Annotated in this window: 14 protein-coding genes; 12 read left to right on the top strand and 2 right to left on the bottom strand. The window is 67.4% G+C overall.

Going from position 1 to position 14,901, the window contains the following annotated elements; genetic code table 11:
* Nucleotides 1-4 precede the first annotated feature (4 nt).
* The 8 genes from LC068_RS02575 (at nucleotide 5) to LC068_RS02540 (ending at nucleotide 7,282) form a co-directional block, all read left to right on the top strand.
* Entirely contained in the window at nucleotides 5-754 is a 750-nt protein-coding gene (locus tag LC068_RS02575; RefSeq protein WP_226634286.1) for a biotin--[acetyl-CoA-carboxylase] ligase, read from the top strand.
* On the top strand, nucleotides 751-1,530 hold the full coding sequence (locus LC068_RS02570; RefSeq protein ID WP_226635441.1) for a type III pantothenate kinase: 780 nt from the start codon (nucleotides 751-753) through the stop codon (nucleotides 1,528-1,530). Before LC068_RS02575 ends, LC068_RS02570 begins: the two co-directional genes overlap by 4 nt.
* The gene (locus tag LC068_RS02565) at nucleotides 1,527-3,200 is read left to right on the top strand and encodes a ribonuclease J (RefSeq protein ID WP_226634284.1); all 1,674 of its coding nucleotides are present in this window, start codon (nucleotides 1,527-1,529) and stop codon (nucleotides 3,198-3,200) included. The genes LC068_RS02570 and LC068_RS02565 overlap by 4 nt, the downstream gene beginning before the upstream one ends.
* Complete coding sequence (mce, locus tag LC068_RS02560; RefSeq protein ID WP_226634282.1) at nucleotides 3,200-3,625, top strand: methylmalonyl-CoA epimerase; 426 nt, start codon at nucleotides 3,200-3,202, stop codon at nucleotides 3,623-3,625. Before LC068_RS02565 ends, mce begins: the two co-directional genes overlap by 1 nt.
* A complete protein-coding gene (locus LC068_RS02555; RefSeq protein WP_226634280.1) occupies nucleotides 3,625-3,882 on the top strand; it encodes a DUF1467 family protein in 258 nt (85 codons plus the stop codon). The genes mce and LC068_RS02555 overlap by 1 nt, the downstream gene beginning before the upstream one ends.
* 85 nt (nucleotides 3,883-3,967) lie before the next feature.
* The gene (gene proS, locus LC068_RS02550; RefSeq protein WP_226634278.1) at nucleotides 3,968-5,284 is read left to right on the top strand and encodes a proline--tRNA ligase; all 1,317 of its coding nucleotides are present in this window, start codon (nucleotides 3,968-3,970) and stop codon (nucleotides 5,282-5,284) included.
* Nucleotides 5,281-6,579 (top strand): lipoprotein-releasing ABC transporter permease subunit, encoded by a 1,299-nt coding sequence (locus tag LC068_RS02545; RefSeq protein WP_226634276.1) that lies wholly within the window; start codon nucleotides 5,281-5,283, stop codon nucleotides 6,577-6,579. Before proS ends, LC068_RS02545 begins: the two co-directional genes overlap by 4 nt.
* Entirely contained in the window at nucleotides 6,572-7,282 is a 711-nt protein-coding gene (locus LC068_RS02540) for an ABC transporter ATP-binding protein (RefSeq protein ID WP_209120163.1), read from the top strand. Before LC068_RS02545 ends, LC068_RS02540 begins: the two co-directional genes overlap by 8 nt.
* Nucleotides 7,283-7,291: 9 nt before the next feature.
* Here the strand turns inward: LC068_RS02540 and LC068_RS02535 are convergent, their stop codons facing one another.
* Nucleotides 7,292-8,122, bottom strand: coding sequence for an enoyl-CoA hydratase-related protein (locus LC068_RS02535; protein WP_226634274.1), 831 nt, complete (start codon nucleotides 8,120-8,122; stop codon nucleotides 7,292-7,294).
* A 73-nt stretch (nucleotides 8,123-8,195) separates the two neighbouring features.
* On the opposite strand from LC068_RS02535, the gene LC068_RS02530 reads away from it, so the two are divergent.
* Nucleotides 8,196-9,053: an SDR family oxidoreductase gene (locus tag LC068_RS02530; protein ID WP_226634272.1), complete on the top strand. Its 858-nt coding sequence runs from the start codon at nucleotides 8,196-8,198 to the stop codon at nucleotides 9,051-9,053.
* 4 nt (nucleotides 9,054-9,057) lie between these two features.
* Here LC068_RS02530 and msrA read toward each other — a convergent pair whose 3' ends face one another.
* Nucleotides 9,058-9,666 (bottom strand): peptide-methionine (S)-S-oxide reductase MsrA, encoded by a 609-nt coding sequence (gene msrA / locus LC068_RS02525; RefSeq protein WP_226634270.1) that lies wholly within the window; start codon nucleotides 9,664-9,666, stop codon nucleotides 9,058-9,060.
* Nucleotides 9,667-9,973: 307 nt separating this feature from the next.
* On the opposite strand from msrA, the gene dnaE reads away from it, so the two are divergent.
* The 3 genes from dnaE to rpsB all read left to right on the top strand — a co-directional run bounded on the left by dnaE (nucleotide 9,974) and on the right by rpsB (nucleotide 14,825).
* Nucleotides 9,974-13,435: a DNA polymerase III subunit alpha gene (gene dnaE / locus LC068_RS02520; RefSeq protein WP_226634269.1), complete on the top strand. Its 3,462-nt coding sequence runs from the start codon at nucleotides 9,974-9,976 to the stop codon at nucleotides 13,433-13,435.
* Entirely contained in the window at nucleotides 13,435-13,797 is a 363-nt protein-coding gene (locus LC068_RS02515; protein WP_226634268.1) for a GFA family protein, read from the top strand. The genes dnaE and LC068_RS02515 overlap by 1 nt, the downstream gene beginning before the upstream one ends.
* Before the next feature lie 179 nt (nucleotides 13,798-13,976).
* Complete coding sequence (gene rpsB / locus LC068_RS02510) at nucleotides 13,977-14,825, top strand: 30S ribosomal protein S2 (protein WP_226634267.1); 849 nt, start codon at nucleotides 13,977-13,979, stop codon at nucleotides 14,823-14,825.
* Nucleotides 14,826-14,901: the final 76 nt, after the last annotated feature.

The following is a 14,901-nucleotide window of genomic DNA, read 5'->3' as shown; positions in this document are numbered from 1 at the left end:
GGCGGTGTCGCCCGCCGAGCTGCTGATTCTCGACGAGATCGACTCCACCAACGCCGAGGCCCGGCGACTGGCCGAGGCCGGGCACACCGGGCCGATCTGGATCGCCGCCCGGCGCCAGAATGCCGGACGTGGCCGACGCGGGCGGGCCTGGTCGGACCATCAGGGCAATCTGGCCGCCACATATCTGTGCGTGACGCACGCGCCGCCGGCCGAGGCCGCCCAGACCAGCTTTATCGCCGCGCTCGCGGTCGCGGATCTTCTGGACCACTACGTCCCGCCGGCGTGTGTGACGATCAAATGGCCGAACGATGTGATGATCGAGGGCATGAAGGCCTCAGGCATTCTGGTCGAGTCGGGCCCCGCGCCCGCCGGCGGGCTGTGGCTGGCGGTCGGCATCGGCGTCAATCTGGCCAGTGCCCCGCAGGATGTGGAGCGGCCGGCAACCGCCGCCGCGGCCCATCTGGCCGGAGGCGTGGCGCGGGCCCCGACGCTGGAGGAAGCCTTGCCCCCTCTGGCCGAGGCCTTTGCCGCCTGGACCAAGCGGCGCGAGGCGCTGGGCTTTGACGTCATCCGCGATGCCTGGACCCGGCGGGCCCATGGACTCAACGCCCCGGCCGTCGCCCGACTGGGTCACGAGACGGTTGAGGGTGTGGCCGAAGGTCTCGCCGACGACGGGGCGCTGCGTCTCAGGCTGGCCGACGGCACCCTTCGGCTTATATCGGCAGGGGATGTCTTTTTCGGAGAGCGGGCCTGATGCTTCTGGCGATTGAACAGGGCAACACCAATACGCTGTTCGCCGTGCACGACGGCGAGGACTGGATCGTGCAGTGGCGCACGGCCACGGCCGCCAATCGCACGGCGGACGAATATGCGGTCTGGCTGACCCAACTGCTGACCATGCGCGGGCTCGACCTCGGCACGCTGAAGGGCTGCATCATTTCCAGCGTGGTGCCCCAGTCGATCTTCAATCTCCGGAACCTCGCCCGGCGCTATCTGGGGGTAGAGCCGCTGGTGGTCGGCCAGAATGTCGATCTGGGGATGGAAGCCCGCATCGAGAAGCCGTCCGAGGCGGGCGCGGACCGCCTCGTCAACGCCATCGGCGCCCACCTGAAATACCCCGGCGACCTGATCGTCATCGACTCGGGCACAGCCACCACCTTCGACGTGATCGCCGCCGACGGAGCCTTCGAGGGCGGGGTGATCGCGCCCGGGATCAATCTGTCGCTGCAGGCCCTGCACGAGGCCGCCGCCATGCTGCCGCGCATCGCCATCCAGAAGCCGGACCGCGTGATCGGCAAGGATACGGTGTCGAACATGCAATCGGGCGTGTTCTGGGGCTATATTGCCCTGATCGAGGGACTGGTTGCACGCATCAAGACCGAGTGGGGCCGTCCGATGACGGTCATCGGCACCGGCGGTGTCGCCAGCCTGTTCGAAGGTGCGACCGACAGCATCGACCATTTCGACCCCGACCTGACCCTTCGCGGCCTGCTGGACGTCTGGCGTCGCAACTCCGGAAAGACGCCATGACCAAATCCAAATCCGACGAACTGGTCTTCCTGCCGCTGGGCGGGTCGAACGAGATCGGCATGAACCTGAATGCCTATGGCTTTGGCCCGGCCAATGATCGCAAGTGGATCCTGGTCGATGTCGGGGTGACATTCGGCGATCACACCACACCGGGCGTCGATGTGATCGTGCCCGACCCGACCTTCCTTGAGGGGGAGAATATCCTCGGGATCGTGCTGACCCACGCCCACGAGGACCACATCGGGGCGCTGGGCTGGCTGTGGCCGCGCTTGAAGGCCCCGCTCTATGCCACACCGTTCACCGCCTATCTGATCCGCGAGAAGCTGCGCGACGCCGGCCTCGGCGACCGGGTGAAGCTGCACGAGGTGCCGCTGGGTGGCACCATCGACCTCGACCCCTTCCACATCGAGATGGTGACCATCACCCATTCGACGGCCGAGCCGAACGGTCTGGCCATCACCACGCCGCTGGGGCTGGTCCTGCATACCGGTGACTGGAAGATCGACAACGATCCGGTCGTCGGCGAGCGCACCGATGTCGAGACCATCCGCCGCCTCGGAGACGAGGGGGTGCTGGCCATGGTGTGCGATTCCACCAATGTCTTCGTCGAGGGCACCGCCGGTTCGGAAGGCGAGGTGCGGGAGGCCCTGACCGAACTGATCGGCGGCCTGAAGGGCAGGGTGGCGGTCGGCTGTTTTGCGTCAAACGTGGCGCGGCTGGACAGCGTCATCCATGCGGCGGAGCAGGCCGGGCGCCGGGTTGCGCTGGCCGGGCGGTCGATGCACCGGATCACGGCGGCGGCCAGGTCCGTCGGCCTGCTGACCGACGCCAAACCCTTCCTGAGCGAGGAAGACGCCCGCCGCTGGCCCGCGGACGAGCTGCTGTACCTGTGCACCGGCAGTCAGGGTGAGGCACGTGCCGCCCTGTCGCGCGTGGCCGAGGGCAATCACCCCTTCATCAAGCTGGGCAAGGGCGACCACTGCATCTTCTCGTCGCGCATGATCCCCGGCAATGAGCTGGCCATCGGCCGCCTGCAGGACGCCCTGTCGGAGCGGGGGGTGCGCATCTACACCGACCGGGACCATCCGGGCATCCACGTCTCGGGCCACCCGTGCCGCGACGAACTGCGCCAGATGTACCAGTGGGCGCGGCCCCATATCGCCATCCCCACGCACGGCATGCGCCGCCACATCGCCGAGCACGCGATGCTGGCCAAGGAAATGCAGGTGCCGGAAACGGTCACGCCCCGGAACGGTGACATGGTGCGTCTGGCGCCCGGGCCTGCGGCGATCATCGACGAGGTCCCCTCGGGCCGCCTGTTCGTCGACGGGGGCATGCTGGTCGAGGAAATGGGCGAGGCCCTGCGCGAGCGGCGCCACGCGGCGTCGAATGGCCTGATTCTGGTCAGCTTTGCGCTGGACCGGCGCGGCAAGCTGGCCTCCAGCATCGATGTGCGGGGCATCGGCCTGCCGGGCGACGAGGACCAGCCGCTGGGCGACCTTCTGGACGAGCTGGCCGAGCGGGCCGAGGATGCCGTCCGCAAGCTGAAGGGCGAGGCGCTGGAGGACGAAATGGTCATCGAACAGGCCGTGGCCCGCACCCTGAAGAAGGCCAGCCAGGGCATCTGGGACCGCCGCCCCATCGTTGAAACCATTGTGCTGAGGGTCTGATGATCGGTCGCCTGAACCACGTCGGGGTCGCCACCCCCTCCATCGAAGCCAGCGTCGCCCTGTATCGGGACCTGCTGGGCGCGACGCAGGCGCAGGCGCCGTTCGACCTGCCGGCGCAGGGCGTGCGGGTGTGCTTCGTCGACCTGCCCAACAGCCAGATCGAGCTGATCGAGCCGCTGGGGGACGACAGTCCCATCCATGGATTTCTGGCCAAGAACCCCAAGGGCGGCCAGCACCATGTCTGTTTCGAGGTCGAGGACATTCTGGCCGCGCGGGATGTGCTGCGGGCCAGGGGGGCGACGATTCTTGGCACCGGCGAGCCGCGCATCGGGGCCCATGGGACGCCGATCCTGTTCGTGCACCCGAAGGACATGGGCGGTGTGCTGGTCGAGCTGATGGAAACCCCGAAGGAAGGAGCTCACTGATGCCGATCGGCCCGCTCACGATGTTCGCCATCTACATCATCTGCTGGTGGGTGGCGCTGTTCATGGTCCTGCCGATCGGCACGAACCGCCAGGATCAGCCGCCGCCGACCGACGGGTCGCAGTGGGGGGCGCCCGATACGCCCAATCTGAAGAAGAAGTTCGTCACCACCACCTGGGTGGGGGCCGTCCTCTGGCTTCTGATCGTCGGGGCGATCTTCACCGGCCTGGTGCCCATGCCGGAAATCGGCGCCGGATAAAGCTTGGCCACAGACTGGTCTAGCTTTTGGGCCAACGTCCCGGCTAAAGCACAGCCAGACCCTGCTGCTTGATCCGGATGTGCCCATGCGCCTGTCGCGCTATTTCCTGCCCACGCTGAAAGAGGCGCCCGCCGACGCCCAGATCGTCTCGCATCAGCTGATGCTGCGGGCGGGCCTGATCCGTCAGGAAGCCGCCGGCATCTATGCCTGGCTGCCGCTGGGCCTGCGCGTCCTGCGGCGGATCGAGCAGATCGTGCGTGAAGAGCAGGTCCGCGCGGGCGCCGTCGAGCTGCTGATGCCGACCCTGCAGCTGGCCGATCTGTGGCGCGAGTCGGGCCGCTATGACGCCTATGGCCCCGAAATGCTCCGCATCAAGGACCGGCATGAGCGCGAGCTGCTGTACGGCCCCACCAATGAGGAGATGATCACCGACATCTTCCGGGCCTATGTGAAGAGCTACAAATCTCTGCCGCTGAACCTGTTTCACATCCAGTGGAAGTTCCGTGACGAGCGTCGCCCGCGCTTCGGCGTGATGCGCGGCCGCGAGTTCCTGATGAAGGACGCCTATTCCTTCGATCTGGACGAGGCCTCGGCGCGCAAGGCCTACAACCGCATGTTCGTGGCCTATCTGAACACCTTTGCCCGTATGGGCCTGAAGGCGGTGCCGATGCGCGCCGACACCGGCCCGATCGGTGGCGACCTGAGCCACGAATTCATCGTGCTGGCCGACACGGGCGAAAGCCAGGTGTTCTGCGACCGCAAGCTGGTCGAGATGCCGGCGCCGGGCGGCGATGTCGACTGGGACGACCTGCAGGCCATCGTCGATGCGCGGACCGCCCTTTACGCCGCGACCGAGGAAATGCACGAGGCGGACCGCTTCGAGGCCGAGACCGCCGAGAGCGACCGCCTGACCGCCCGCGGCATCGAGGTGGGGCACATCTTCTATTTCGGGACCAAATATTCGACGCCGATGAAGGCCCGGGTCCAGGGCCCGGATGGTCGCGACGCCGACGTCCACATGGGCAGCTATGGCGTGGGGGTCTCGCGCCTGCTGGGCGCCATCATCGAGGCCAGTCATGACAGCGCCGGCATCATCTGGCCGGACGCCGTGGCGCCCTTCGACGTGGCCGTGATCAACCTCAGGGCCAATGACGAGGCGGTCTGCGCCGCCTGCGACGAGGCCGTCTCGCGGCTGGAAGCGCTGGGCAAGGAGGTGCTCTACGACGACACCGACGAGCGTCCGGGCGGCAAGTTCGCGACGGCCGACCTGATCGGTATTCCCTGGCAGCTGACGATCGGGCCCAAGGGGCTGGCCGACGGCGTGGTCGAGCTGAAGCGCCGGGCGACGGGCGAGAAACTGACCTTGTCGCTCGACGACGCCCTGACCCGGCTGACCGCATGACCGACACCGTGGGCAAGACGCCGAAGCCCGCCGGTCCGTTCTCCCTGTGGGAGGTCGGTCTGGCCCTGCGCTATCTCCGCGCCAAGCGGAAAGAGGGCGGCATCGCCCTGATCGCCATCATCTCCTACGTCGCCGTGGCGCTGGCCGTCATGGCGCTGATCGTGGTGATGAGCATCATGGCCGGCTTCCGCGCCGAACTGCTCAGCCGCATGCTGTCGTTCAACGGGCACATGTATGTGCAGGGCCAGGTGCTGGTCGACCCCGAGCGCGAAGCTGCGCTGGAGCGGCTGCGCGAGGTCCCCGGTATCGTCAGCGTCACCCCCCTGATCGAGTCTCCGGCTATGTTCCAGGCGGCAGGGCAGGCGACCGGGGGTCTGGTGCGGGGTATTCGCCCCGAGGACCTGACCTCCATGTCCTACGTCTATGAAAGCCTGTCCCAGACCGCGCGCGACATGTTCGGCAAGGGCGACTACGGCGGCGACTATGTGCTGATCGGCAAGTCGCTGGCCGAGCAGCTGGGCATCGGCGTCGGCTCGCCCATCACCCTCTATTCGCCGACCGGTGCCGACAGCGCGTTCGGCAATCTGGGCGGTCTGTCCAAGACCTATGTGGTCGGCGGCGTCTTCAGCTCCGGTACGGCTGACTACGACCGCGCCTTCATCTTCATGCCGCTGGAGCAGGCCCAGCTGTTCTTCGGCAAGGAGGGGTTGTGGGACATCATTGAGATGAAGACGGCCGAACCCGACCGGGTGGAGGCGCTGCGTGGTCCGGTGCGAGAAGCGGTGGGTGACGGCAATCTGGTCAGCGACTGGCGCGACCGGCTGGCGGCCTTCTGGGGCGCCCTCAAGGTCGAGCGGGTGGCAATGAGTATCATCCTGGGCCTCGTCGTGGCGATCGCCGCGCTCAACATCATCTCGGGCATCGTCATGCTGGTGAAGAACAAGACGCGGGACATCGCCATCCTGCGGACAGTCGGTGCCAGCCAGTCGTCCATGCTGCGGGTATTCTTCATGTCGGGTGCCGCCATCGGCATCGCCGGCACGATCACCGGTCTGGTGCTGGGGCTGCTGTTCTGCCTGAACATCGGCGCCATCCAGCACTTCCTGGAGTGGGTCTTCCAGGTCGAGCTATTCAATGCCGACGTCTACATGCTGGACGCGGTCCCGGCGTTGGTGGATCCGGCCGATGTCTTCTGGGTGGCCATGTGGTCGTTCTTCATGAGCTGCGTGGCCGGCCTGATCCCGTCGTGGCAGGCTGCTCGCCTCGATCCGGTGGAGGCCCTCCGTTATGAATAGCCTCGCCCCGCCCGTCTTGTCGGTCCACGACCTGACCCGCACCTATGACACCGCCGCCGGCGACCTGACCGTCCTCAGGGGCGTGAACCTCGATGTCCGCCCCGGAGAGATCGTGGGCCTCATCGGGCCCTCCGGCTCGGGCAAGTCCAGCCTGCTGCATGCGGCGGGGTTGCTGGAGCATCCGACCTCGGGCGAGGTGAAGATTGACGGCGAGGCTGTCGGGGGCCTGCCCGAGCGAGCACGCACCCATATCCGCCTGGCCCGGATCGGTTTCGTCTATCAATTCCACCACCTGCTCCCGGAATTTGATGCGCGGGACAATGTTGCCCTGCCGCTTCGCATCGCGGGGCATGGCCTGTCGGCGGCGCGCGAGCGGGCCGAGGAGCTGCTGGTCGCCCTGGGTCTGGCGGATCGCCTGACCCACCAGCCGTCACAGATGTCGGGGGGCGAGCGTCAGCGTGTGGCCGTGGCCCGGGCGCTGGCCAACCGGCCGCGGCTGTTGCTGGCCGACGAGCCGACGGGCAACCTGGACCCGGCGACCAGCCAGACGGTGTTCGAGGCCCTGCACGATCTGGCCAAGAAGTCCGGCGTGGCCGCCCTGATCGCCACGCACAACATGGAACTGGCCGGCCATATGGACCGCGTCTTCGCCCTCAAGGACGGCCACCTCGAGGAACGCCCGGCCGAAAGCCAGGCCTACTGAGCGGACGCCTCAGGGCTTTGGCAGGGGGTGCAGGTCTGCAAACTCCGGCGTGGCCTTGGTGGCCCGGGCTTGAATGGCGCCCAGAATGTCGGCGGTGTTCCAGATCGACCCCTGCATGACTGCGGCCCATTCCAGGCCGTCGGCCACGGTGTGGTCGCGGGCATAGGAGAGGGCGGCCTTCGAGCCCGAAATGGCCAGCGGGGCCTTGGCGGCAATGGCCTGTGCCATTTCCATGGCGGCCGCCTGCAGGGCCTCGGCATCGGGCAGGACGGCATTGACGAAGCCCAGCCGCTCGGCGCGGTCGGCCGTCAGACTGGTGCCCAGATAGGCCAGTTCGCGGACCACGCCCTCGGGCAGCAGGCGGGGCAGGCGTTGCAGGCTGCCGACGTCGGCCATCATGCCGATGTTGATCTCCTCGATGCGGAAATAGGCGCTCTCGGTGGCCAGCCGCAGGTCGCAGGCGGCAATCATGTCCAGCCCCGCGCCGACGCAGGCCCCCTGAACCGCGGCAATCACCGGAAAGCGCACCCGCTCCAGCATCGACAGGGCGTCCTGAAGGTCGCGGGCGGCCTGATGAAAGGCCTGCCGCTCGGCGGCAGTATCGGTGCCGAGGATGGCGCCGCCCGAAAAAACCGAGATGTCCATGCCGGCGCAGAAATTCCGGCCCTCGCCCGACAGGACCAGCGCCCGCACATCGCCACCGGCATCCAGCTCCTTCAGCACCGGACCGAGACCCCTCCAGAAACGCATATCGAGCGCATTGGAGGCTTCCGGGCGCGACAGGGTCAGGCGGGCGACGGCGCCCTCTCGGGTGATCTGGAAGGGAAGGGTGTCAGTCATGTCCGGGCCATCGTGATTGCGGGTCAACCCATGCTATCGGTTTTCCATCGAAATGCACTGGAGGACCCTGCCGATGTCGCTGAACGGAAAAACCCTCTTCATCACGGGTGCCAGCCGGGGGATTGGGCTGGCCATCGGCCTGCGCGCGGCCCGCGACGGTGCCAATGTGGTGATCGCGGCCAAGACGGCCGAGCCGCACAAGCACCTGCCGGGCACCATCTATTCCGCCGCCGAAGAGATTGAGGCGGCCGGCGGCAAGGCGCTGCCGCTGGTTGTCGACGTCCGCAGCGAAGAGTCGGTCATGGCGGCGGTCGAGGCGACGGTCGAGCGGTTCGGCGGTATCGATATCTGCGTGAACAATGCCTCGGCCATCCAGCTGACCGGGACGCTGGCCACCGACATGAAGCGCTATGATCTGATGCATCAGGTGAACGGGCGGGGCACCTTCCTGGTGTCCAAGGCCTGCATTCCGCATCTGAAGAAAGCGGCCAACCCGCATGTGCTGGCGCTCTCGCCGCCGCTGGATCTGGCGCCGCACTGGTTCGGGCCGCACGTCGCCTATTCGATGGCCAAGTACAATATGAGCCTCGCCATGCTGGGCATGGCCGAGGAGTTCAAGTCCGACGGCATTGCCTTCAACGCCCTGTGGCCGCGGACCGGAGTGGCGACGGCCGCCATCGAATTTGCCCTGACAGGCAAGGAGGGGCTGGCCCACTGTCGCACGCCCGACATTCTGGCCGATGCGGCCCACGCCCTGTTCTGCCTGCCCGCGCACGAGAATACGGGCCGGTTCCTGATCGACGACAGCTTCCTGTACGAGCAGGGGGTACGGGACTTCGACGTCTACCGGGTCGATCCGACAAAGCCCTTGATGCCGGACTTCTTCGTCCCGGCCGACAGCGTTCCGCCGCCCGGCGTGAAGATCGGCTGAGGTCCTAGTTGACCGCGGCGTCGCCCCAGACGCGCTGAAGGGCCGGGGTACGACGACAGCCGATGCGATAGGCCTCGTAGCGGGCCGGGTTGCGCTCGGCATAGTCCTGATGCTCCGGACCCGCCGGCCAGAAGCGGGCAGAAGCCAGCACGGGCGTGACGAACTCCCGGCCCAGAGCCCTCTGGGCAGCGGTGCGCGACGCTTCGGCGATCGGGCGCTGTTCCGCCGTTGCAAAGACGGCCGTGCGATAGCTGGGCCCCTGGTCGCAGAACACGCCGCCCGGATCCGTCGGATCGATCGTGCGCCAGAACCGGTCGACCAGTGCGCGGTAGCTGACGACCCGGGGGTCAAAGGTGACCTGGATCGCCTCGCGGTGACCGGTGCCGCCCCGCACGACCTGGGCATAGGTCGGGTTCGCCACATGGCCCCCGGCAAATCCCGACACGACCGACGATACGCCGCGGACGTGCTCGAACGCCTTCTCCGAGGACCAGAAGCACCCCCCGGCGAAGATCGCGGTCTGGCTGCCGGGCGGCGGCGGCTCTGCGGGGGCAGGGGGTGCCGGGCTGCAGGCAGCGATCAGGGCGAGGACGGCAATGATCAGACGGGTCATGACCTCACATACGAGATCAACGGTCGCCCGGTTTCAATCCGCCTCTTGACGCGGAACATACATGGAACATAGAACAAGACAGGAACATCACGCGGAGGGCCGTCATGGCACGTTGGGTTCGGGAAATGCTGTCGCTGGCGTCGTGCGGCGGCTTCGTCTGGATGGCCTGGCAGGCGGCCCTGCTGGCCTATTGATCCACCGGCGGCATTGCGCGGCTGGGGATGGATTGGAACTGCCGGGGTGCCCGCCGGCAGAATCCTTCCATAGTCAGGGGCATGTGTGATCTGCGGGGCAGGGGAGACAGTCGGTGACGGAGGCCTTCGAAAACGGCTTTGTCCACCTGCGGGCCCGATCGGCCTATTCCCTGCTTGAAGGAGCCATCAAGGCCTCGGCGCTGGGCAAGATGGCGGCGGACGCGGGCATGCCGGCGGTGGCCATCGCCGACCGCACCAATCTGTTCGGGGCCCTCGAATTCAGCCAATCGACCAAGGGGGCGGGTGTGCAGCCGGTCGTAGGCTGCGCCCTGCCGGTCACCGGGCTCGGGGGGCAAAAGTCCGAGCGCTGGGCGCGCCTGCCGACGGTGGTGCTGCTGGTCCAGAACGAGCTGGGCTGGAGAAATCTGTCGGCCCTGTCGTCGCTGGCCTATCTGGAAGCCGGCGATCTGGCCGAGCCGGGCGTGGCCTGGAGCCGGGTTCGTGAGCATGCCGAGGGGCTGATCCTTCTGTCGGGTGGACCCGATGGTCCGGTCGATCCCCTGTTCGTGCAGAACCGGGACGGCGAGGCGCGAGAGGCCCTGGCCGAAATGGCGCGGGTGTTCGGCGACCGCTTCTATGTCGAGCTTCAGCGCCATAACCTGCCCGAGGAGCGGCAGGCCGAGGCCGGGCTGGTGGCCTGGGCCTATGAGACGGACGTTCCGCTGGTCGCCACCAACGACGTCTATTTCGCCCGGGCGGACCGGTCCCGGTCGCACGATGCCCTTCTCTGCATCGCCGATGGGGCCTTCACCGGTCAGGACGACCGCCGACGCGTCACGTCCCACCACTGGTTCAAGTCGGCAGCGGACATGCGGACCCTGTTCGCCGATCTGCCGGAGGCCTGTGACAATACGCTGGAGATCGCACGGCGGTGCGCCTTCCTCGTGCCCACCCGCGCGCCCATCCTGCCCAGGTTCGATACGGGCGAGGGCCGGGACGAGGCCGACGAACTGGCGTTTCAGGCGCGCGAAGGGCTCAAGGCCCGGCTGGCCTCGGTCGAGGCGGCCGCGCCGGAGCAGGCCTATTGGGACCGGCTGGAGTTCGAGGTCGGCATCATCCAGCAGATGGGCTTCCCCGGCTACTTCCTGATCGTGTCGGACTTCATCAAATGGGCCAAGCTGCACGGCATTCCGGTGGGGCCGGGCCGGGGCTCCGGTGCCGGTTCGCTGGTCGCCTGGGCGCTGACCATTACCGACCTCGATCCGCTGCGGTTCGGCCTGCTGTTCGAGCGCTTCCTGAATCCGGAGCGGGTGTCCATGCCCGACTTCGATATCGACTTCTGTCAGGAGCGCCGCGAAGAGGTGATCGCCTATGTGCAAAAGCACTATGGCGAGGACCGCGTCGCGCAGATCATCACCTTCGGCACCCTGCAGGCACGGGCCGTGCTGCGCGACGTGGGCCGGGTGCTGCAGATGCCGCTCGGCCAGGTCGACCGGCTGGCCAAGATGGTGCCCGCCAACCCCGCCAATCCGGTCACCCTGGCCCAGGCCATCGAGCTTGAGCCGCGCCTGAAGGAGGCCCGCGACGCCGAGCCCGCGGTCGCGACCCTGCTGGCCACGGCCTTGGAGCTGGAGGGCCTGTACCGCAACGCCTCGACCCACGCCGCCGGCATCGTCATCGGCGACCGGCCGCTGGTCGAACTGACCCCGCTCTACAAGGATCCGCGCTCGGACATCCCGGCCACCCAATTCAACATGAAGTGGGTCGAGCCGGCCGGTCTGGTGAAGTTCGACTTCCTTGGCCTCAAGACCCTGACGGTGCTGGACCGCGCGCACGGCTATCTGGCCCGGCGCGGCGCGGCGGTCGATTTCTCGCTCCTGCCGCTCGACGACAAGGCCACCTATGAGCTGATGGCCTCGGGCCAGACGGTCGGCGTGTTCCAGCTGGAATCGCAGGGCATGCGCGACACCCTGCGCAAGATGCGCTGCGAGTCGATCGAGGAGATCACCGCCCTGATCTCGCTCTACCGGCCCGGCCCGATGGAGAACATCGACGTCTATATCGACCGCAAGTTCGGGCGGGCCGAGGTCGATACGCTCCATCCCTCGCTGGCCGATGTGCTGAAGGAGACCTACGGCGTCATCATCTACCAGGAGCAGGTGATGCAGATCGCCCAGATCCTGGCCGGATACAGCCTGGGCGAAGCCGACCTCCTGCGCCGCGCCATGGGCAAGAAGAAAAAGGAGGAGATGGACTTCCAGCGGGCGCGATTCATTGCGGGCGCCTCGGAACGCGGCGTGCCGGAAGCCCAGTCGGGCGGCATCTTCGATCTGGTGGCCAAGTTCGCGGGCTACGGCTTCAACAAGTCGCACGCCGCCGCCTATGCGATGATCAGCTATCAGACGGGCTGGCTGAAGGCGAACCACCCGGTCGAGTTCTTCGCCGCCTCCATGTCGCTGGATATCTCCAACACCGACAAGCTGGCGATCTTCTATCAGGACGCGCGCAAGGCCGGGGTGACGGTGCTGGCGCCCGACATCAACCGCTCGGCCGCCGACTTTGACGTGGCATACGATGACGCGGGCAAGGGCGCGGTCCTGTATGCCCTCGGCGCCATCCGCAACGTCGGGCTGGAGGCCATGCGCCATGTGGTCGAGGTGCGCGAGACCGGCGGTCGTTTTGCCGACCTGTTCGACTTCCTCGAGCGGATCGACCCGCGGGCGGTGAACAAGCGCGCGCTGGAAGGGCTGGCCAAGGCCGGGGCGCTGGACAGCCTGCACCCCAACCGGCACCAGATCCTCGACCAGGCCGACACCCTGATGGCCTATTGCCAGAGCGTGGCCGCCGAGCGGGCCTCGTCACAGGTCAGCCTGTTCGGGGCCGATCAGGCCCATGCCGCGCGGCCGCGCCTCAAGTCGGTCGAGCCCTGGGTCGGGCCCGAGCGGCTGGACCAGGAATTGTCTGCGGTCGGCTTCTATCTGTCGGGCCACCCGCTGGAGGACATGGAAGCCGCCCTGCGCCGCAAACGGGTGACCTTTGCAGCCGAGGCCCTGTCGCTGGCCGAGGGGGGGCACGAGGCCTTCCTGATGGCCGGGGTCGTGCGTCGCCGGCAGGAGCGCACCAGCGCCCGCAGCGGCGAGAAGTTCGCCTTCGTCAACTTCTCGGACCCGACGGGCGAGTTCGAATGCCTGTTCACGCCCGAGGCCCTGCGGCGTTATCGCGACGTGCTGGAAGTCGGCGCCGCCCTGATGGTCAAGGTGCGGGCGAAGGCCAGCGACGGCGAGGTGCGCTTCTTCGGCGACGAGGCCAGCCGCATGGATGCGGCCATCGAACAGTCCGATGTCAACCTGAGGGTCCATGTGTCCGGTCGCGCGGCGGACCCGGCGGCGCTGAAGGCGCGGCTGGACCGGTCGCGGGCCCAGGGTCCGGGCCGGGGTGGGGAGGTCAGCCTGATCGCCACCCTGGAGGGCCGGCGTGAGGTCGAGGTGAAATTGCCCGGGCGATACCGGCTGGATGCGGCCCTGCGGGGTGCGCTCAAGACCGTGCCGGGCGTGGTTCTGCTGGAGGAGGCGTGATGGGCGAGACGGCGACGCACAAGGGGTCCTGTCACTGCGGGGCCGTGGCCTTCGAGGCCGACCTGGACCTGTCCGGGGTGATCGAGTGCAACTGCACCCACTGCTACCGCAAGGGGCTGATGCTGGGCTTTGTATCGCCCGAAGCCTTCCGCCTGATCCGGGGCGAGGACCGGCTGAGCGAATATCTGTTCAATCGCCATGTCATCAGCCACCGCTTTTGCCGCGTGTGTGGCGTTGAGCCTTTTGGCGCCGGCAAGTCTCCGGACGGGCGCGACATGATCGCGGTCAATGTCCGGACGCTCGATGACGTCGAGCCCTGGACGGTCGAGACGACGCGCTTCGACGGCCTGCACAAGCTCTGACCGGCCGGGGACCTGCGACGCAGGCCTTGCCTTTTCCGTCGATGTCGCCTAGATGCCCGCGCACTTCACACGCAGGCGTGGCGCGTCCGGGGAGACATCCCGGCCGGGCCGTTCCGAGGGGCCATTTGGTCCTTTTCACCGTCTGCGGCGGATTGAATCGGAAAAAGGACTTTACGATCATGGCTCTGCCTGAATTCTCGATGCGCACCCTGCTGGAAGCGGGCGCCCACTTCGGCCACCAGACCCACCGCTGGAACCCGAAGATGGAGCGCTACATCTTCGGCTCGCGCTCCAACATTCACATCATCGACCTGTCGCAGTCGATCCCGCTGCTGCACCAGGCGCTGGTCGCCGTGCGCGACGTGGCGGCCAAGGGCGGCCGCGTGCTGTTCGTCGGCACCAAGCGTCAGGCGTCGGATCCGGTGGCCGAAGCCGCCAAGCGCTGCGCCCAATATTACATGAACAACCGCTGGCTCGGCGGCACCCTGACCAACTGGAAGACGGTCTCGGGCTCGATCCAGCGCTTGCGTGAACTGGACGCCCTTCTGGAAACCGGTGGCGAAGGCCGCCAGAAGAAGGAACTGCTGACCCTGACCCGCGAGCGCGACAAGCTGGAGCTGTCGCTGGGCGGCATCAAGGACATGGGCGGCCTGCCGGACATCATGTTCGTGATCGACACCAACAAGGAGTCGATCGCCATCCTGGAAGCGCGCAAGCTGAACATTCCGGTGATCGCCATCCTCGACACCAATTGCGATCCGGACGGCATCACCTATCCGATCCCGGGCAACGATGACGCCGCGCGCGCCATCCAGACCTACTGCGATCTGATCGCCGACGCGGTTCTGGACGGTCTGGCCGCCGGCCAGTCGGCCTCGGGCGTCGACATCGGCGCCTCGGAAGCCCCTCCGGCCGAGCCGGCCCTGAGCACCAAGGCCGCTCCGGCTGAAGCCGAGCCCGAAGCCGCCGCTCCGGCCGCCGAGGAAGCGGCTCCGGAAGCTGCCGAGACGGACAAGGCCGAGGCCTGACGCCAGGCGGTTCTCCGCGACCGCCAAACTGTTACGCGGCCGGGCTAAACCAGCCCGGCCGTTCCCGCATTCAGAA

It is taken from the genome of Brevundimonas poindexterae (assembly GCF_020524625.1).
Taxonomy (GTDB): Bacteria; Pseudomonadota; Alphaproteobacteria; order Caulobacterales; family Caulobacteraceae; genus Brevundimonas; species Brevundimonas poindexterae_A.
The sequence above is the reverse complement of the archived record's forward strand: the minus strand, read 5'-3'. Positions and strand labels throughout refer to the sequence as shown.